General features: G+C 73.7%; 19 protein-coding genes. 17 read left to right on the top strand and 2 right to left on the bottom strand.

The genetic code is table 11. The features are described from left to right. Positions 1–56: 56 nt before the first annotated feature. On the bottom strand, positions 57–1,142 hold the full coding sequence (locus NLU66_RS13810; protein ID WP_259360213.1) for an ABC transporter ATP-binding protein: 1,086 nt from the start codon (positions 1,140–1,142) through the stop codon (positions 57–59). 191 nt (positions 1,143–1,333) lie between these two features. Here NLU66_RS13810 and NLU66_RS13805 point away from each other — a divergent pair, with 191 nt between their 5' ends. After that, a complete protein-coding gene (locus NLU66_RS13805) occupies positions 1,334–2,038 on the top strand; it encodes a peptide deformylase (protein ID WP_259360212.1) in 705 nt (234 codons plus the stop codon). 95 nt (positions 2,039–2,133) lie between these two features. Then, the gene (locus NLU66_RS13800) at positions 2,134–2,874 is read left to right on the top strand and encodes a hypothetical protein (protein ID WP_259360211.1); all 741 of its coding nucleotides are present in this window, start codon (positions 2,134–2,136) and stop codon (positions 2,872–2,874) included. A gap of 100 nt (positions 2,875–2,974) precedes the next feature. On the opposite strand, the gene NLU66_RS13795 is transcribed toward NLU66_RS13800, so the two are convergent. Further along, positions 2,975–3,487, bottom strand: coding sequence for an inorganic diphosphatase (locus tag NLU66_RS13795; RefSeq protein WP_137771073.1), 513 nt, complete (start codon positions 3,485–3,487; stop codon positions 2,975–2,977). A 67-nt stretch (positions 3,488–3,554) separates the two neighbouring features. On the opposite strand from NLU66_RS13795, the gene NLU66_RS13790 reads away from it, so the two are divergent. From NLU66_RS13790 to NLU66_RS13720, 15 genes are all read left to right on the top strand, one after another. After that, positions 3,555–4,955 carry a D-alanyl-D-alanine carboxypeptidase/D-alanyl-D-alanine-endopeptidase gene (locus NLU66_RS13790; protein WP_259360210.1) on the top strand — a complete coding sequence of 467 codons (1,401 nt, stop codon included), beginning with the start codon at positions 3,555–3,557 and terminating at the stop codon, positions 4,953–4,955. Then, complete coding sequence (gene tilS / locus NLU66_RS13785) at positions 4,955–6,037, top strand: tRNA lysidine(34) synthetase TilS (RefSeq protein WP_259360209.1); 1,083 nt, start codon at positions 4,955–4,957, stop codon at positions 6,035–6,037. Before NLU66_RS13790 ends, tilS begins: the two co-directional genes overlap by 1 nt. Before the next feature lie 50 nt (positions 6,038–6,087). Continuing rightward, a complete protein-coding gene (gene hpt / locus NLU66_RS13780) occupies positions 6,088–6,642 on the top strand; it encodes a hypoxanthine phosphoribosyltransferase (protein ID WP_137771070.1) in 555 nt (184 codons plus the stop codon). Between the two features lies 1 nt (position 6,643). After that, positions 6,644–8,719, top strand: coding sequence for an ATP-dependent zinc metalloprotease FtsH (gene ftsH / locus NLU66_RS13775; RefSeq protein ID WP_259360208.1), 2,076 nt, complete (start codon positions 6,644–6,646; stop codon positions 8,717–8,719). 1 nt (position 8,720) lies between these two features. Beyond that, positions 8,721–9,284, top strand: coding sequence for a GTP cyclohydrolase I FolE (folE, locus tag NLU66_RS13770; RefSeq protein ID WP_137771068.1), 564 nt, complete (start codon positions 8,721–8,723; stop codon positions 9,282–9,284). Positions 9,285–9,287: 3 nt separating this feature from the next. Next, complete coding sequence (folP, locus tag NLU66_RS13765; RefSeq protein ID WP_259360207.1) at positions 9,288–10,163, top strand: dihydropteroate synthase; 876 nt, start codon at positions 9,288–9,290, stop codon at positions 10,161–10,163. Further along, on the top strand, positions 10,160–11,059 hold the full coding sequence (folK, locus tag NLU66_RS13760) for a 2-amino-4-hydroxy-6-hydroxymethyldihydropteridine diphosphokinase (protein WP_259360206.1): 900 nt from the start codon (positions 10,160–10,162) through the stop codon (positions 11,057–11,059). Before folP ends, folK begins: the two co-directional genes overlap by 4 nt. Then, on the top strand, positions 11,056–11,562 hold the full coding sequence (locus NLU66_RS13755) for a DUF3180 domain-containing protein (protein WP_259360205.1): 507 nt from the start codon (positions 11,056–11,058) through the stop codon (positions 11,560–11,562). Before folK ends, NLU66_RS13755 begins: the two co-directional genes overlap by 4 nt. Positions 11,563–11,653: 91 nt before the next feature. Beyond that, positions 11,654–12,271: a PH domain-containing protein gene (locus tag NLU66_RS13750; protein WP_259360204.1), complete on the top strand. Its 618-nt coding sequence runs from the start codon at positions 11,654–11,656 to the stop codon at positions 12,269–12,271. Then, on the top strand, positions 12,268–13,980 hold the full coding sequence (locus NLU66_RS13745) for a PH domain-containing protein (protein WP_259360203.1): 1,713 nt from the start codon (positions 12,268–12,270) through the stop codon (positions 13,978–13,980). Before NLU66_RS13750 ends, NLU66_RS13745 begins: the two co-directional genes overlap by 4 nt. Then, positions 13,977–14,882, top strand: coding sequence for a Rossmann-like and DUF2520 domain-containing protein (locus NLU66_RS13740; RefSeq protein WP_259360202.1), 906 nt, complete (start codon positions 13,977–13,979; stop codon positions 14,880–14,882). Before NLU66_RS13745 ends, NLU66_RS13740 begins: the two co-directional genes overlap by 4 nt. Further along, positions 14,879–15,739: a pantoate--beta-alanine ligase gene (panC, locus tag NLU66_RS13735; protein ID WP_259360201.1), complete on the top strand. Its 861-nt coding sequence runs from the start codon at positions 14,879–14,881 to the stop codon at positions 15,737–15,739. Before NLU66_RS13740 ends, panC begins: the two co-directional genes overlap by 4 nt. 43 nt (positions 15,740–15,782) lie before the next feature. Continuing rightward, positions 15,783–17,291 (top strand): lysine--tRNA ligase, encoded by a 1,509-nt coding sequence (lysS, locus tag NLU66_RS13730; protein WP_259360200.1) that lies wholly within the window; start codon positions 15,783–15,785, stop codon positions 17,289–17,291. A gap of 1 nt (position 17,292) precedes the next feature. Beyond that, positions 17,293–17,502 carry a hypothetical protein gene (locus tag NLU66_RS13725; RefSeq protein WP_259360199.1) on the top strand — a complete coding sequence of 70 codons (210 nt, stop codon included), beginning with the start codon at positions 17,293–17,295 and terminating at the stop codon, positions 17,500–17,502. 111 nt (positions 17,503–17,613) lie between these two features. Continuing rightward, positions 17,614–17,943 (top strand): histone-like nucleoid-structuring protein Lsr2, encoded by a 330-nt coding sequence (locus NLU66_RS13720; protein WP_137771058.1) that lies wholly within the window; start codon positions 17,614–17,616, stop codon positions 17,941–17,943. Positions 17,944–17,982 lie beyond the last annotated feature (39 nt).

The following is a 17,982-nucleotide window of genomic DNA, read 5'->3' as shown; positions in this document are numbered from 1 at the left end:
GGACGACGGGCGCCCGGCCGGTGGCCGGACGCCCGTCGTGGACGAGTCCTGGGAGGTCAGTCGCCGAGGCGCTGGCCGGACTTCACGTCGAACAGGTGCAGGTGGCCCTCCTTGGGGCGGAAGTGCACCGTCTCGCCCTTCATCGGGGGGCGGCGGCCGTCGACGCGGGCGATGACCGGCTTGGCGGTCTCGTCGGCGCCGGCGAGGCGGCCGTAGACGTAGGCGTCCGCGCCGAGCTCCTCGACCACGTCGACCTCGACCGCGAGGCCCTGGCCGTCACCGACGAGCTCGAGGTCCTCGGGGCGCACACCCACGGTCACGGAGGACTCGTTGGTGTCCGAGAGGGTGGTGCGGTCCACGGGGAGGGTCGCGCCGCCGAACTGCACGCCCTGGTCCGTCAGCTTCTCCTCGATGAGGTTCATCGCGGGGGAGCCGATGAAGCCGGCCACGAACACGTTGTCCGGGTGGTCGTACATGCGGCGGGGGGTGTCGATCTGCTGGAGCACGCCCGCGTTGAGGACGGCCACGCGGTCGCCCATCGTCATGGCCTCGGTCTGGTCGTGGGTGACGTACACGGTGGTGACGCCGAGACGACGCTGCAGCGAGGCGATCTGGGTGCGGGTGGACACGCGCAGCTTCGCGTCGAGGTTCGAGAGCGGCTCGTCCATGAGGAACACCTGGGGCGAGCGGACGATCGCACGGCCCATGGCGACACGCTGGCGCTGACCGCCGGAGAGCGCCTTCGGCTTGCGGTCGAGGTACTCGGTGAGGTCGAGGATCGCGGCCGCGTCCTCGACGCGCTTGCGGATCTCCGCCTTCGGGGTGCCCGCGATCTTCAGCGCGAAGCCCATGTTGTCCGCGACGGTCATGTGCGGGTACAGGGCGTAGTTCTGGAAGACCATCGCGATGTCGCGATCCTTCGGGGGGACGTCGGTGACGTCGCGGTCGCCGATGAGGATGCGACCCGCGTCGATCTCCTCGAGACCGGCGAGCATGCGCAGCGAGGTGGACTTGCCGCAACCCGAGGGGCCGACGAGGACGAGGAACTCGCCGTCGCCGATCTCGATGTTGAGGTTGTCCACGGCCGGGCGCTCCTGGCCCGGGTAGACGCGCGAGGCGTTGTCGAACGTGACGGTAGCCATGGTGATTCCCTTCACCGGCAGGTACGTGCCGGACGATCCGTTGTGAAGTAGTACTGCTCAGTGCTCACCGGTACTCCGCAGGATCGCGTGGTGCTTCCCTGCACCGGCAGGGCGAGTGTAGCCCATCTCTCCTGTGACAGGGACCACCGTTCGTCGAGGTGGGGAGCGGGGCGGGACCGCATACTTGTCACGTGGACATCTCCGATCTCGCCCGCCGCCTCCTCGACCGCCGCGACAGCGCGGACGCGCCCCTGCGCATCGTCCAGACGGGGCACCCCGCGCTGCGCCGCCGCGCCGCGGGCGCCGTCGCGCGTCTCGACGCCGGTCTCGCCGAGCTCCTCCCCGAGCTCGCCGACGCGATGACCCTGACCATGCGCGAGGCGCCCGGGGTCGGGCTCGCCGCGCCGCAGATCGGCCTGCCGCTGCAGATGGTCGTCGTCGAGGACCGCTACGCCGGTGACAAGGGGGAGAACGAGGAGGGCGACCTCCTCGAGCGCAGTCCGCTCGCCCTGCGCGCCCTGCTCGACCCGGCGATCGAGCTGCTCGGCACCGAGCAGGTCTACGCCTGGGAGGGCTGCCTCTCCGTGGACGGCTTCAGCTCGATCGTCCCCCGCTCCCGCCGCGTGCGCCTGCGCGCGACGGAGCTGCTGCCCACCGGCGAGCTCCGCGAGGTCGACGAGGAGCACCGCGGCTGGACCGCCCGCATCCTCCAGCACGAGACCGACCACCTGCACGGCGTCCTCTGCCACGACCGATCGGTCCCGCGCTCCTTCGCGGACAACGCCTACGTCCCCCACCTCGCCGAGCTGCCCGAGGCCGTGCGGCGCCTGGGCCTGACCGGGGACATCGAGCGCCTCGGCGACGGCGAGGTCGTCGTCGACACCGCCCGCGGCTGAGGACCTGGGCGCGCCCCGGACCGCGCCGCGCAGGGCGGTCCCGGGCTCTCCGGGTAGGTTGTCCCCGTCCCACCACCGACGGAACGGAGCACCCGGTGACCTCGACCGACAACACCCCCGCCCAGATCCCCGCGGAGGAGGGCGACAGCGCGCTCGACGAGCGCTGGATCGCCGTGCTCGACTCCGCGGTCGCCGCGCAGGCGCCGCTCGCGCGCCGCTACGTCGCGCACCTGCGCACCGCGCACCCCGAGGCGGACCGCGCCGAGCTGCTGCGCATGATCTCCCGCCGCTTCACGCTGCTCGCGACCGCGAGCGGCGCCGGGATCGGCGGCGCCGCAGCCCTCCCCGGCATCGGCACGATCGCGGCGATGGGCCTGACCGTCGGCGAGGGCCTCAGCTTCGGCGAGGCCGCGGCCTTCGCGATGCTCGCGACGGCGGAGATCCACGAGATCGACATGCGGGACCGCGACACGCGCCGGCTCGTGCTCATGGCCGTCCTCAGCGGGGAGCGCGGCGAGCAGATCATCGCCCGTGCGATGGGCCGCTCCGGTCACCAGTGGGGGAGCGTGCTCGCCGGCGGCGGCGTCGTCCCCTCGCTCGTGACGAAGCAGGTCTCGAAGTACGTGCGCCGCCGCGTGCTCTCCCGCAGCGGCAGCCTCTGGCTGGGCCGGCTGCTCCCCTTCGGGATCGGCGCCGTGATCGGCGGGGTGGGCGCCCGCGCCGTCTCCCGCAGCGTCGTCTCCGCCCTCGAGGACATCTTCGCCCAGGCCGTCACCGTCCAGGGCGAGACCGTCGAGGGGACCGCGCCGGACGAGGTCGACGCCCGCCGGCTCTGAGGCTCCTCGGGCGGAGCTCGCACCCGACGGCGAAGGGCCCCGGATCACAGGATCCGGGGCCCTTCCGCTCGGTCGGGGCCGTGCCCCGGACGCGCCGCGCTCAGTCGACGCGCGTGAACTCGTTCTCGTGCTCGGTGCCGACGGCGCGCTCGTAGGAGCGACGGATCTCGGCCTCGGCGTCCGAGCGACCCTCCCAGTGGGCGCCCTCGACGCTCTTGCCCGGCTCGAGGTCCTTGTAGACCTCGAAGAAGTGCTGGATCTCCAGGCGGTGGAACTCGGAGACGTCCGTGAGCTCCTGACGACGCACCTGACGGCGGTCGCCGACGGGCACGGCCACGATCTTGTCGTCGCCGCCGGCCTCGTCGCGCATGCGGAACATGCCCAGCGCACGGCAGCGGATCAGGCAGCCCGGGAAGGTCGGCTCCTCGAGCAGGACCAGGCAGTCCAGCGGGTCGCCGTCCTCGCCGAGGGTGCCCTCGATGAAGCCGTAGTCATCCGGATAGCGGGTGGCGGTGAACAGCATCCGATCCAGGCGGATGCGCCCGTTGTGGTGATCCACCTCGTACTTGTTGCGGTTCCCCCGGGGGATCTCGATGGTCACGTCGAATTCCACGACTGCCGCTCCATTGCTCCTGGCCCAGCGGGCTCTCGTACTGACCTCGACACCCTATCGTGGGGTCATGGTCTCCGAGCGCATATGGCGGAACACGGCGATCGCGCTGTGCGCGGCCGTCCCGCTGAGCTTCTACGTGGTGGGCGACCTCGCCGACGCCTTCCCGGGGGTCCTCACGGCCGTCTCCTCCGAGAGTGGGCAGGAGGCCGGCCCGCGCGCCGCCGCCGAGGACGACGAGCGCGTCACCGTGCCCGCCCCGAGCGGTGAGGTCGCGCCGAGCGTCGACCCGGAAACCGCCGCCGACCTGGCCTCCCGCATGGAGGAGCACGCCTCCGACCCCGTGGTGGACGGGAACCTCGCGTACAGCGTCGTGGATGCCGGGACCGGCGAGGTGATCGCCGAGCGCGACGCCGGGACGGCCCGGGTCCCCGCCTCGACCCTCAAGCTGCTCACCGCGGCCGCGCTGCTGAGCGAGGTGGACCCCGGGGAGACCCTGACCACACGGGCCCTCGTGAGCGACGGCACGGTCGTGCTGCAGGGCGAGGGGGACATGACGCTCGACGAGGGCGACCTCCGTACCCTCGCCGAGGGCGCCGCGGAGCTCGCCCGCGAACAGGGGAGCGGCACGGTCCACCTCGCCGTGGACACCTCCGCGATCCAGGGCGGGGAGAACCCCGCGTGGGGCAGCAACGGCACCGCGGGCGGCTGGGTCACCCCGACCGCCGCGATGGCACTGGACGAGGGCTGGCTCGACGGGGAGGAGTACGGCCCGAAGTCCAGCGATCCCGTGGGGGACGTCGCGGAGCGCTTCGCCGAGCTGCTCGGCGAGCAGGGCGTGGAGGTGGAGGGATCCGTCTCCGAGGGGACCGCCCCGGAAGGCGCCGCCGCGGTCGAGGTCGAGTCCGCCCCGCTCTCCGAGATCGTCCGCCACACCCTGCAGATCTCCGACAACACCACCGCCGAGCTGCTCGGGCACCTGCTCGCCGCCGCCCGCGGCGAGCCGACCACCCCCGAGGGGGCCGCGGCCGCCCTCACCGACGGGGTGCGCGAGCTGGCCGCCGAGGTCGGCGTGCCCTCGAGCGACCTCGACGACCTCGTGATCCGCGACGCCTCGGGTCTCTCGACCCAGAACCGGGTCCCGCCGGCCCTGCTCGCGGCCGTGCTCGGCGAGGTCGCCTCGGGCGGCGTCCCGGCCCTCACCCCGATCCTCTACGACGTGCCGATCGCGGGGCTCTCCGGCACCCTCGCCGAGCGGTTCTCCGACGGGGACGCGAGCACCGCCCGCGGCCTCGTGCGCGGCAAGACGGGCTACCTCGGCGGCTCCTCGACGCTCGCGGGGACCGCCGTCCTGCCCGACGGACGGACCGTCGGCTACTCGATCGTCGTCCACGGCTTCGACGGCTCGCGCGCCGCGGAGGCCCGCGCCGCGGCGGACGCCGTCGCCGCCGAGCTGGTCCGGGCGGAGTGATGGCCGGGCCTCCCCCCGTCGTCGCCCGCGCCCGCACGGCCGTGCGGCTCGCCCTCACCGAGCGGATCGAGCAGCTCGCCGACGACACCGACGCCGCCCGCTACACCCCGACCCTCGTCGTGGGGCTCAGCGGGGGAGCGGACTCCCTCGCCCTGCTCGCCACCACGGTGTGGGTGGGACGCCGCATGGGCCTCTCCACCCTCGCCGCGATCGTCGACCACGGTCTCCAGGACGGCTCCGCGGGCGTCGCCGAGCGCGCCCGGGTCCAGGCCGAGGACCTCGGCGCGGAGGCGATCGTGCTCCACGTCGCCGTGGACCTCACGACCGGCGGCGGCGTCGAGGCCGCCGCGCGCACCGCCCGCCACGAGGCCCTGGACCACCTCGTCGAGGAGCGGGGCGCGCTCGCGCTGCTGCTCGGTCACACCCTCGACGACCAGGCCGAGCAGGTGCTCATGGGCCTCGCCCGCGGGGCCGGGCCCCGCGCCCTCGCCGGGATCCCGCGCCGCCGCGGCGCGATCCTGCGACCGTTCCTCGGCAGCGGCCGTGACGAGAGCACCTGGCTGCGCCGCGAGGACACCGAGGAGATCTGCCGCGTGCACGAGCTCGAGTGGTGGGAGGACCCGATGAACGCGGACGAGTCCCTGCTCCGCGCCCGCGTGCGCCACCGGGCGCTCCCGCTGCTGCGCGAGCTGCTCGGCGAGCAGATCGACGAGAACCTCGCCCGCACCGCCGAGCTCGTGCGGCCCGACGCCGATCATCTCGACGCCGAGGCCGAGGAGCTGCTCGCGGCCCTCACCCGCGACGGCGGAGAGCTCCGGGAGGAGCGGGACCTGCTGCTGCTGGACGTGCACGCCCTCGCCGCCGCCCCGGCCCCGCTGCGCACCCGGGTGCTGCGCGACGCCTCGCGCCGGGCGGCGGCCGCCGCGGGCACCTCCTCGGGGAAGTCCCTGCTGCGCCGGCAGGTGCTCGCCGCGGACTCCCTGACCGTCACATGGCACGGTCAGGCAGCGGTGCCCCTTCCGGGTAGGATCGAGGTCGCTCGTCGCGACGGAATGCTGGTATGGCGAAGGGGTGACCCCTGAGGACCTCGAGCCGCGGCGACCGCACCCACGCACCCACGGAGGAGACCCGCGTGCCCCAGACGCACATCCACCCCGACGTCGATCGCGTGCTGCTGACCGAGCAGCAGATCGCCGATCGGCTCGCCGAGCTCGGCCGGCAGATCGCCGAGGACTACGCGGACGAGCCCCCGATCATGGTGGGCGTGCTCAAGGGCGCCGTCATGGTCATGGCCGACCTCGCCCGCGCGACGGACCTCAGCGTCGAGATGGACTGGATGGCCGTCTCCTCGTACGGATCGGGCACCAAGTCCTCCGGCGTCGTCCGCATCCTCAAGGACCTCGGCGCGGACATCTCGAACCGCCACGTGCTCATCGTCGAGGACATCATCGACTCGGGGCTCACGCTGAAGTGGCTCCTCGCGAACCTGCGCTCGCGCGGCCCGAAGTCCGTCGAGATCGCGACCCTGCTGCGCAAGCCGGACGCCGCGAAGGTCGAGATCGACGTGCGCTACCTCGGCTTCGACATCCCCAACGAGTTCGTCATCGGCTACGGGCTCGACTACGCGGAGACCTACCGGAACCTCCCCTACGTGGGCGTCCTCAAGCGCTCGGTCTACGAGGGCTGACATGGCGAACGACCCCACCACCTCCCGGTCCGGGCGGCGCAAGCGCCCGTTCACCTCCATCGCGATCTGGGTGGTGGTGGCGCTGCTGGCCGGCATGGTCCTGTTCACCTTCCTCGGTCGGGACGGCTACCAGCAGATCGACACCGAGCAGGGGCTCGAGCTGCTCAAGGGCGGCACCGTCGAGCAGGCCAAGATCATCGACGGCAACCAGCAGCGCGTCGACCTCGTGCTCACCGAGAACTACAAGGACGGCGACGAGGACAAGGGCAAGAAGGTCCAGTTCTCCTACGTCACCGCCCGCGCGGACGACGTCGTCTCCGCCGTCACCGCCGCGGATCCCGAGAAGGGCTACACCGACGAGATCGCCACCAGCTCCTGGTGGTCGACGCTCCTAGTGTCCTTCCTGCCGCTGCTGATCTTCATCGGCCTGTTCTGGTTCCTCATCATGAACGCCCAGGGCGGCGGCGGCCGGGCGATGCAGTTCGGCAAGTCCAAGGCGAAGCTGTTCAACAAGGAGTCGCCGAAGGTCACCTTCGCGGACGTCGCGGGCGCCGAGGAGGCCGTCGAGGAGCTCGACGAGATCAAGCAGTTCCTCGTGGACCCGGGCAAGTACCAGGCCGTGGGCGCCAAGATCCCCAAGGGCGTGCTGCTGTACGGCCCTCCCGGCACCGGCAAGACGCTCCTCGCGCGGGCCGTGGCCGGCGAGGCGAACGTGCCCTTCTACTCGATCTCCGGCTCCGACTTCGTGGAGATGTTCGTGGGCGTCGGCGCGAGCCGTGTGCGCGATCTCTTCTCGACGGCGAAGGAGAACGCCCCGGCGATCATCTTCATCGACGAGATCGACGCCGTGGGCCGCCATCGCGGCGCCGGCATGGGCGGCGGCCACGACGAGCGCGAGCAGACGCTGAACCAGATGCTCGTCGAGATGGACGGCTTCGACGAGAACCAGAACGTCATCCTCATCGCCGCCACCAACCGCGTGGACATCCTCGACCCGGCGCTGCTGCGCCCGGGCCGCTTCGACCGCCAGATCGCCGTCGAGGCGCCCGATCTCAAGGGCCGCCTGCACATCCTCACCGTGCACGCGAAGGGCAAGCCCCTCGCGCACGACGTCGACCTCGAGGCCGTCGCCCGCCGCACGATCGGCATGTCCGGTGCGGATCTCGCGAACGTGCTCAACGAGGCCGCGCTGCTCACCGCCCGCTCCGGCAACCAGATCATCGACAACCGGGCGCTGGACGAGGCGATCGACCGCGTCTCCATGGGTCCGCAGCGGTACTCCAAGGTCATGTCCGAGCGCGAGCGTCAGATGACCGCGTACCACGAGGGCGGCCACGCGCTCGTGGCGGCGGCCATGAACAACTCCGCCCCGGTCACCAAGGTGACGATCCTGCCGCGCGGCCGCGCGGGCGGCTACACGATGGTGGTCCCCACCCAGGACCGCAACTACCAGTCCCGCAACGAGCTGCTGGACCGCCTGGCCTACGCCATGGGCGGCTACGCCGTCGAGGAGAGCATCTTCCACGACGTCACCACCGGTCCCAGCTCGGACCTGCAGAACGCGACGAAGATCGCGCGCACGATGGTCACGCAGCTCGGCATGAGCGGGAGGATCGGCCAGGTCGCCCTCTCCGGCGACCAGGACGAGGTCTTCGTGGGCATGCAGCAGGGCCAGGGCCCCGCCTACAGCGCGGAGACGGCGAGCATCGTGGACCAGGAGGTCCGCGCGCTGCTCGACAACGCCCTCGACGAGGCCTGGGCCGTCATCTCCGAGAACCGCGACGTGCTGGACCGGCTCGTCGAGGAGCTCCTGGAGAAGGAGACCCTGAACGAGCACGACCTCGCCGCGATCTTCGCGGACGTCCGCAAGCACCCGCGGCGCGAGGTGTGGCAGTCGGACACCGACCGCCCCGCCCTCGCCCCGCCGAGCGTCGGCGTGAGCACGACCGGCACGGGCACCGAGTCCCACGACGCCGGCGAGCCGCTGCAGCCGGGCGCCCCCGAGCTGCCCCATCCGGGCGGCGACGGCCCCGGGATCCCGGGCGCCCCCGGTCAGAGCGATGGGACGGGGTACTGAGATGCCGGTCGACCTGGACCGTGTCGCCGCCGGTGTCCGCGAGATCCTCGCGGGCATCGGGGAGGACCCCGACCGCGACGGGCTGCGCGACACCCCGGCGCGGGTGGCGCGCATGTACGCCGAGGTCTTCGAGGGCCTCGACAAGGACGCGCACGAGCCGCTGTCCACGACCTTCGAGATCGACCACCAGGAGCTCGTGCTGGTGCGGGACATCCGCTTCCACTCCCTGTGCGAGCACCACCTGCTGCCCTTCCACGGCGTCGCCCACGTGGGCTACATCCCGGGGAACGGCCGCGTGACGGGGCTGAGCAAGCTCGCCCGCCTCGTCCACGTGTACGCGCGGCGCCCGCAGGTCCAGGAGCGGATCACGACCCAGATCGCTGAGGCCCTCATGGAGGAGCTCGGCGCGGCCGGCGCGATCGTCGTCCTCGAGGCCGAGCACCAGTGCATGTCCATGCGCGGCGTGCGCGCCGAGGGCGCCCGCACCGTGACCAGCGCCGTGCGCGGTCAGCTGCGCGACGGCGCCACGCGCGCCGAGGCCATGAGCCTCATCCAGCGGGGCTGAGCCGTGGGCACGCCGGTGCGCCGACCCCGGGGGCTGCCCGCGTCCCTGGGGGAGGACCGCACGCTCGTCATGGGCGTCCTCAACGTCACCCCCGACTCCTTCTCCGACGGCGGTCACCACGACCGCTACGAGGAGGCCGTCGCCCACGCCCGGCTCCTGCTCGAGCAGGGCGCGGACATCATCGACGTGGGCGGCGAGTCCACCCGCCCGGGCGCTCCCCGCGTCGACGAGCAGGAGGAGCTGCGGCGCGTGGTCCCCGTGGTCGCCGCCCTCGCCGCCGAGGGCGTCGCCCTCAGCGTGGACACCATGCGCTCCTCCGTCGCCGCGGCCTCCGTCGAGGCCGGGGCGCTCATCGTCAACGACGTCTCCGCGGGCTCCGCGGACCGCGACATGGGCACCATCGCCGCGGGCCTCCGCACGCGCCTCGGCACCCCGCCGGTGTTCATCGCGATGCACTGGCGAGGCCACAGCGACGTCATGAACGACCTCGCCGTCTACGAGGACGTCGCCGCGCAGAGCGCCGCCGAGCTCGACGCCCGCCTCGAGGCGCTCCGCGCCGCGGGGCTCGAGGACGACTTCCTCGTCGCGGACCCCGGGCTCGGCTTCTCCAAGACCGGCGCCCAGAACTGGGAGCTGCTCGCGCACTGGGGGTCGATCGCCTCCCACGGCCTGCCCGTGCTCATCGGCGCCTCCCGCAAGCGCTTCGTGGGGGCGCTCGACGTGGACCGGGACGCGGCGACGGCCGCGATCAGCGCCTACAGCGCGGAGCGCGGCGCCTGGGCCGTGCGCGTGCACGAGGTGCCCGCGAACCTCGCCGCGGTGCGGGTCGGCGACCGCCTGCGCCACGCCTGGGGGACCCGACAGGAGGAGCGCGCATGAGCCTCGCCGCGACCGAGCCCGCCCGCGACCGCATCGAGGTCGCCGGGATCCGCGCCTGGGGCCGCCACGGCGTGCTCGCCGAGGAGACGACCCTCGGCCAGCAGTTCGTCGTGGACGTCGCCCTGCACGTGGACACCGCCGCCGCCGGCCGCAGCGACCGTCTCGAGCGGACCGTGAACTACGCCGAGGTCGCGCGGATCGCCCGCGAGGAGATCGAGGGCGAGCCCGTCGCGCTCGTCGAGACCCTCGCCGAGCGCCTCGCCGCCCGGGTGCTGCGGACGATCGGCGACCCCCTCGTGCGTCGCATCGAGGTGGCCGTGCACAAGCCCGCGGCGCCCGTCGGCCTGCCCGTGGACGACGTGCGGCTGCGGATCGTCCGCGACGCCGAGCCCGTCGACGCGGTGCTCGCCGTGGGCACCAACCTCGGGGACCGCGAGAGCCACCTCGCGCGGGCGCTGGAGCTCCTGGAGCGCACGCCCGGCATCGAGGTGGACTGGACCTCCCCGGTGGTCGAGACCGACCCGGTGGGCGGGGTCGAGCAGGACGCCTTCCTCAACGCCGTGATCGGCGTGCGCACCGCGCTCTCGCCCTTCGCGCTGCTCGCGCAGTGCCAGCGCCTCGAGCAGGACGCCCGCCGCGAGCGCCTCGTGCGCTGGGGCCCGCGCACCCTCGACGTCGACGTCATCGCCTACGGAGCGCACACGAGCGAGGACGAGGAGCTCACCCTCCCGCATCCCCGTGCCCACGAGCGCGCCTTCGTGCTGGAGCCGTGGCGGCTCGCCCGCCCCGGGGCCCTGCTGCCCGGGCACGGCGAGGTCGCCGCGCTCGCCGCGGCCGCCCCCGACCGGGACGGCCTGCGCCCCGGTCCCGCGATCCCGGGATACGCGCGCTCGTGAAGCCGCTGAGCATCCCGCTGCTGGTGCTGATCTGGCTGATCGGCACCGGCCTCGGCGCGCAGGTCCTCGACGTCATGGCTGCCCGCGGTCGCAGCGTCCCCGTCACGGGCTGGCTCACCACGGTCGTCGAGCTCGCGCTCATCGGCGTGCTCCTCGTGCACGGCCTCCCGCTGCGGCGCTACATGGCGGAGAGCCGGGACCGCGACGAGCACCCCACGATCGCCCCGCGCCGTCATCAGATCGACCTGCCCACCGCCTACCGCACCGTGCTGATCGCCCGGGCCTGCGCCTACACGGGCGCGATCGTCGGCGGGCTGTTCTCCGGGCAGGCGCTGTTCCTCCTGATCACCGGCACCGGCGATCTGTGGGGCGCGGTGGTGCCGAGCACCGCCGCGGCCCTCGCCGGCACCGCCCTGGGCGTGCTGGGCGTGATCGTGGAGCGCTGGGGCACGCTGCCCCCGCAGGACGGCGAGGGCGGGGAGCGGGCACAGGTCGGGTCCTGAGCCGCGCGCCCGGGCGAGGGGCGACGTCCGTCGGCCCGTCCCTCGACCTCCGGGGAGCCCTGCGCCGCGGCGGGGGTGACACGATGTCCCCATGACCTCCTCGCCCGACGAGCCCACCGCGCCGCACGAGCCCACCACACCGGGCGAGCCCACCGCACCGGGCGAGCCCAGCACGCCGCACGGGACGGCCGCCGGGCACGAGCCCGCCCCGACGATCCACGACGGGCGGCTGCTCGGCGTCGACGGGCTGCGCCCGGTCTCGCCGTCGCTCGTCCCCGCCCGCTACCTCGCCGCGATCCCGGGGTACGTGATCGCGCTCGCCCTGGCCGTCGGCGCCGTCGTGCTCGCCGCGATCACCTCCTGGTGGTGGATCGCCGCGGTCGCCGTCGTGCCGCTCGCCGTGATCGTCCAGTCCCTGCTGCTCACCCCGCGCCGGGTGCGGGCGATCGGCTACCTCGACGGCGAGCAGGAGCTCGTGATCGCCCGCGGCATCATGTTCCGCACGATCTCGACCGTGCCCTACGGCCGGGTGCAGTCCGTGACGATCGACGAGGGCCCGATCGAGCGGCGCTACGGCCTCGCGACCCTCAAGCTCACGACCGGCGCCTCCGGCGAGGCGCCCTCGCTGCCCGGCCTCCCGCGGGACGAGGCGGAGCGCCTGCGCGGCCTCCTCGCCGAGCGCGGCGTGGACCGGATGGCGGCGCTGTGAGCTCCGCGCTCCCTCCCGGGCACCGTCGCACCCACCCGCTGACCCCGCTCGTCACCGGATGGCGGATCGTGGTCGGCGCGGTCGCCGTGCTCACCGCGCAGAACCTCGCCGCCCTCGTGGGGGACTTCACCGTGCGGCGGCTGCTGATCGGCCTGGGGATCCTCGCGGTCGCGGTGGTCATCGGCGTCGTGGTCTCGGCCCTGTCGTGGTGGGCCACGAGCTACGGCGTGGACGCGGACGGCGTGGTGCGCCGCAGCGGTCTGCTCAGCCGCACCCGGCAGTTCGCCCCGCGCGCCCGCATCGAGTCGGTCTCCCTCGAGCGTCCCCTCCTCGCACGCCTGCTGGGCCTCGCGAAGGTGCGGATCGAGGTCGCCGGCGGCGGCGAGTCCTACCTCGACATCGCCTACGTGCGCTCCGCGGAGGCGGAGGACCTGCGCCGGAGGATCCTCGAGGTCGCCGCCGGGACCGTGCCTCCGGCGGCGGACGCGCCGGGGACCGTGCCTCCGGCGGCGGACGCGCCGGGGACCGGGGGCGAGCCGGCGACCGGGGGCGAGGCGTCCACCGGGACCGCGCCGGCGGCCGGGACCGCGCCCGCCGCCGGGGTCGGGCCGTCGGCCGACGGCGAGCCCGCGACCACGGCCGGACCCGCGGCCGCGGCGACGTCGGCGTCCTCGACGGCCGCGACCGGACCCGAGGACCGCCCTGCGGGGGAGCGGGACCTCGCCGCGCGGGCCCGGGCGATCCTGCACGACGGCGTCACCGACGGCGAGCTGATCGCCGAGATCCCCACCGAGCGCCTGGTCCGCTCCCTGCTGCGCGACAGCTCCTTCCTGCTGGGCCTCGCCGCGAGCGTCATCGGCCTGGGCGTGACGATCGCGCTCGCGATCTGGCAGGAGGGGCTCTCGATCGCCATCCTCGTGCCGCTGCTCCCCGCCGTGATCGCGGTCCCGCGCTACGTGTTCGGCCGCATCGAGAGCGGCTGGGGCTTCGTCTCCCGCGTCTCCGACTCCGGGCTGCGGATGCGCCGCGGCCTCGCGAACACCCGTGCGGACACGATCGCCCCGGGCCGCATCCAGCGCCTCGAGCTGCGCCGGCCGCTGCTGTGGCGCGCTCCGCGCTGGACCGCCGTGACCGTCACCGTCGCGGGCATCGACGAGGACGAGGACGGCGGCGCACGCAGCGTGCTCCCCGTGGGCACCCCGGACGAGCTCGCGTCGACCATCGGCCACCTCGCCCCGCCGCTGGGGACCGGCGACGACCTCGCCGCGCTCGAGCGGCTGCTCACCGCGCCCGCCCGGGAGCTGCCCGGCCTGCGCGCGCCGCACCCCCTGCAGTGGTACGCCCGGCGCACCGTCGTCACCGTCCTGCTCCCCGGCGCCGTGGTGCGCCGCAGCGGTCTCCTCGCCCGCCGCGTGCAGATCGTCCCCCGTGATCGCGTCCAGGAGATCACCGTGGGGGACGGCCCGCTCGCCCGCCGGCTCGGGAGCCTCGACCTCTCCGTCGCCGTCGCCGGTCACACGGTCGAGCTCGACGCCCTGCCGCGGGCCGACGCCCTCGCGCTGCACGCCGTCCTCGCCCTCGACGCCGCGACCGCGCGCCGCTACACCGAGCGCGAGGGCTGGCCCGTCCCGCCGCTCGCCGCGGCCGCACCGGCATCCCGCGGGACGTCCGAGCCCGCCGCCGCGACCGGAGCGGGGGAGGGGCGATGAGCGCCGACGCGCCCCGACTCGGCATCGGCATCATCGGCGCGGGCCGCGTGGGCGCCGTGCTCGGGGCGGCGCTGCGCGCGGAGGGCCATGCGATCACCGGCGCCTACGCCGTCTCCGACGCCTCCCGCGAGCGGGCGGCGGAGCTCCTGCCCGGGGTGCCGCTCCTCGACGTGCCCGCGATCGTCGAGCGCAGCGAGCTGCTGCTCCTCGCCGTGCCCGACGACCAGCTGGGCCCGCTCGCCGCGGGCATCGCCGCGACGGGGCTCGTGCCCGGCGGTCAGCTGGTCGTGCACACCTCCGGCCGCTACGGGACCGAGGTGCTCGCCCCGCTCGCCGAGGCCGGCTGCGCGACGCTCGCGATCCACCCCGCCATGACCTTCACCGGCACCCGCGACGACCTCCCGCGACTGCTCGGCTGCCCCATGGCGATCACGGCGAGCGAGCTCTTCGCCCCGATCGCCGCGGCGCTCGTGGTCGAGCTCGGAGGGGAGGGGTTCGTGCTGCCCGAGGGGGACCGCGCGCTCTACCACGCGGCCCTCGCCCACGGCGCGAACCACCTCGTGGTGCTCGTGGACCAGGCCCGCGAGGCGCTCGCGAGGATCGGGATCGAGGAGCCCGGCCACCTGCTCCGGCCCCTGCTCGAGGCCGCCCTGGACAACGCCCTGCGGCACGGCTCCGCCGCGCTCACGGGACCGGTGGTGCGCGGGGACGCCGGCACCGTCGCCTCCCACCTCGGCGCGCTCGACGACCTCGACGCGACCGCACTGCCCGGTGACGCCGCGGACACCTCCGCCACCTACCGCGCCCTCGCGCGCGCGGCCCTCGACCGCTCGGGACTACCCTCCCTCACGGAGCAGCGGATCCGCGCCCTGCTCGAGGACCCCGACACGGAGGACGCATGACCCGCCCCGGCACCGATCGCACCACCGCCCTCGTCACCACGAAGGCCGCCCTCCGCGAGGCCCGCGCGGCCCTGCCGGGGACCGTCGCGCTGGTCCCCACGATGGGCGCCCTCCACGACGGCCACCTCGCGCTCGTCGCCCGCGCCCGCGAGGTCGCGGACCACGTGATCCTCAGCGACTTCGTCAACCCCCTCCAGTTCGGCCCGGGGGAGGACTATGAGGCGTACCCGCGGGACCTCGACGCGGACCTCGCCGCCGTCGACGGGCTCGTGGACCTCGTCTTCGCGCCCTCGGCGGAGGAGATGTACCCCGTGCTCCCGCCGACCGTCTCGGTGAGCGCCGGCCGCGCCGGGACGCTCCTCGAGGGCGCCGCCCGTCCCGGGCACTTCGACGGGGTCGTCACGGTCGTCACGAAGCTGCTGACCCTCGCCGCACCCGACGTCGCCGTGTTCGGGCGGAAGGACGCCCAGCAGCTCGCGATCCTCACCCGCGTCGTCGCCGACCTCGACCTCCCCGTGCGGATCGAGCCCGTGGAGATCCAGCGGGAGCCCACGGGCCTCGCACGCTCGAGCCGCAACACCTATCTCTCTGACGCCGGCCGCGAGCGCGCCCTCGTGCTTTCCCGCACGATCACCGCGGCCCAGGAGGCCGCGCCCTCCGTCGGCGCCGTCCTCGGGGCGCTCGCCGAGGCGCTCCGGTCGGACGAGGCGGAGTGGGCCTATGCGCTCGTCGTGGACCCCGCGACCCTCGACCCGATCACCCCGGAGCACCGCGGGGAGGCCCTCGTCGTCCTCGCCGCCCGGGTCGAGGGCACGCGCCTGCTCGACGCGGCCGTGGTGTCGCTGACAGCACCCTGAGCTCACGGGCCCCGTCCGGGGTGGTCGTGGGACAATCGCGTCCATGAGCAACGAGACCCCCGCCGCCGAGCAGCCGGACACCTCCGACCAGATGGCGGTCCGCCGCTCCAAGCGGGAGCGACTGCTCGACCGCGGCGAGGAGGCCTACCCGGTCTCCGTGCCGGTCACCACCACGATCGCGGCGGTCCGCGCCGAGCACGGCGAGCTCGAGGCCGGGCAGGAGACGCAGGTCGAGGTGGGTATCGCCGGCCGCATCGTCTTCCAGCGCAACACCGGCAAGCTGTGCTTCGCGACCGTCCAGGACGGCACGGGCGAGCGCATCCAGATCATGCTGAGCCTCGCCGAGGTGGGCGAGGAGCGCCTGACCCAGTACAAGGCGGACGTCGACCTCGGAGACCACGTGTTCTTCCACGGCCGCGTGGGTGCCTCCCGCCGCGGCGAGCTGAGCATCTTCGCCGATGCCTGGCAGATGGCCGCGAAGGCCGTGCGCCCGCTCCCGGTGCTCCACGCGGACCTCTCCGAGGAGTCCCGCGTGCGCCACCGGTACGTGGACCTCATCGTGCGCCAGCAGGCGCGGGACACGGTGCGCCAGCGCGCGGGCCTCATGCGCTCGCTGCGCAGCTCCTTCGACCGCCGCGAGTTCGTCGAGGTCGAGACGCCGATGCTGCAGGTGATCCCCTCGGGCGCCGCGGCACGCCCGTTCGTGACCCACATGAACGCCTTCGACCTCGACCTCTACCTGCGGATCGCGCCGGAGCTCTTCCTCAAGCGCGCGGCCGTGGGCGGCCTCGACCGCGTCTTCGAGATCAACCGGAACTTCCGCAACGAGGGCGCGGATTCCACGCATTCCCCGGAGTTCTCGATGCTCGAGGCATATCAGGCGTACGGGGACTACAACACGATCGGCGAGCTGACGCAGCAGCTCGTGCAGGAGGCCGCGGAGGCGGTCACCGGATCCCAGGTCGTCACGCTCGCCGATGGCACCGAATACGACCTCTCCGGCGAATGGGAGAAGATCACCGTCTACGGCTCCCTCTCGGAATCCCTCGGTCAGGAGATCACCCCCGAGACCACCGTCGAGGAGCTGCGCGCGATCGCCCGCTCCCTCGATCTCGATCTCGACCACCCGAAGTTCGGTCACGGGAAGCTCGTCGAGGAGCTCTTCGAGCACCGCGTGGGCGACCACCTCCACGCCCCGACCTTCGTCCGGGACTTCCCGGTCGAGACGAGCCCGCTCGTGCGCGCCCACCGCGACACCCCCGGGGTCGTCGAGAAGTGGGACCTCTACGTGCGCGGCTTCGAGCTCGGCACCGGCTACTCCGAGCTCGTGGACCCCGTCATCCAGCGTGAGCGCTTCGAGCAGCAGGCGCGGCTCGCCGCGCAGGGCGACGACGAGGCGATGCTCCTGGACGAGGACTTCCTCGAGGCGATGGAGTACGCCCTGCCGCCCACGGGCGGTATGGGCATGGGCATCGACCGCCTGCTCATGGCGATCACCGGGCTCGGCATCCGCGAGACGATCCTCTTCCCGCTCGTGAAGCCGGGGGCCTGAGATGGACAGCGGATTCTGGTACGAGGCGGGCTCCCTGCTCCCGCCGGTCGCCGTGGGGCTCGTGTTCTGGTTCGTGATGCGCGCGCTGCTGCGCTCGGACAGGAATGAGCGCGACGCCGAGAAGGCGGCGGAGAAGGAATACCGTCTCCGCCACGGAATCGACGATCCGGATGCGGCCGACGGAACCGGAACGGCACGGAATTCCTCCTGAATTCGGCGCGGCGGTTGTGAATATCCGGCCACCGCGCACATAATGGTGCACGCCCATCGACCTCCACTTCTCACGAAGTCGGAGAACACTGTGTACCTAGGAGGTACCGACATGGCCCGGAAGACCTATGTGGAGCTCGTCGACGACATCGACGGCTCGACGGCGGAGCAGACGGTGAGCTTCTCGCTCGACGGCGTCTCCTACGAGATCGACCTCTCCGAGGAGAACGCCGCGAAGCTGCGCGAGGACATCGGCGAGTGGACCGCGAAGGCCCGCCGCGTGGGCGGTCGCCGCTCGACCACCCGCGCCGGCCGCGCCGCCTCCTCCGGCGACTCCGCCCGCATCCGCGAGTGGGCCCGCGAGAACGGCTACGAGGTCCCCGACCGCGGCCGCGTCGCCGCCTCGCTGCGCTCCGCCTACGAGGAGGCCCACCGCGACTGACCCGCGGTGCTCCGAGAGCTCGGGCCCGTCACCCTCCAG

This window comes from Brachybacterium sp. NBEC-018 (genome assembly GCF_024860185.1).
Lineage (GTDB): Bacteria > Actinomycetota > Actinomycetes > Actinomycetales > Dermabacteraceae > Brachybacterium > Brachybacterium rhamnosum.
Note: the sequence above shows the minus strand (reverse complement) of the source record. Positions and strands in the feature narration are given on the sequence as shown.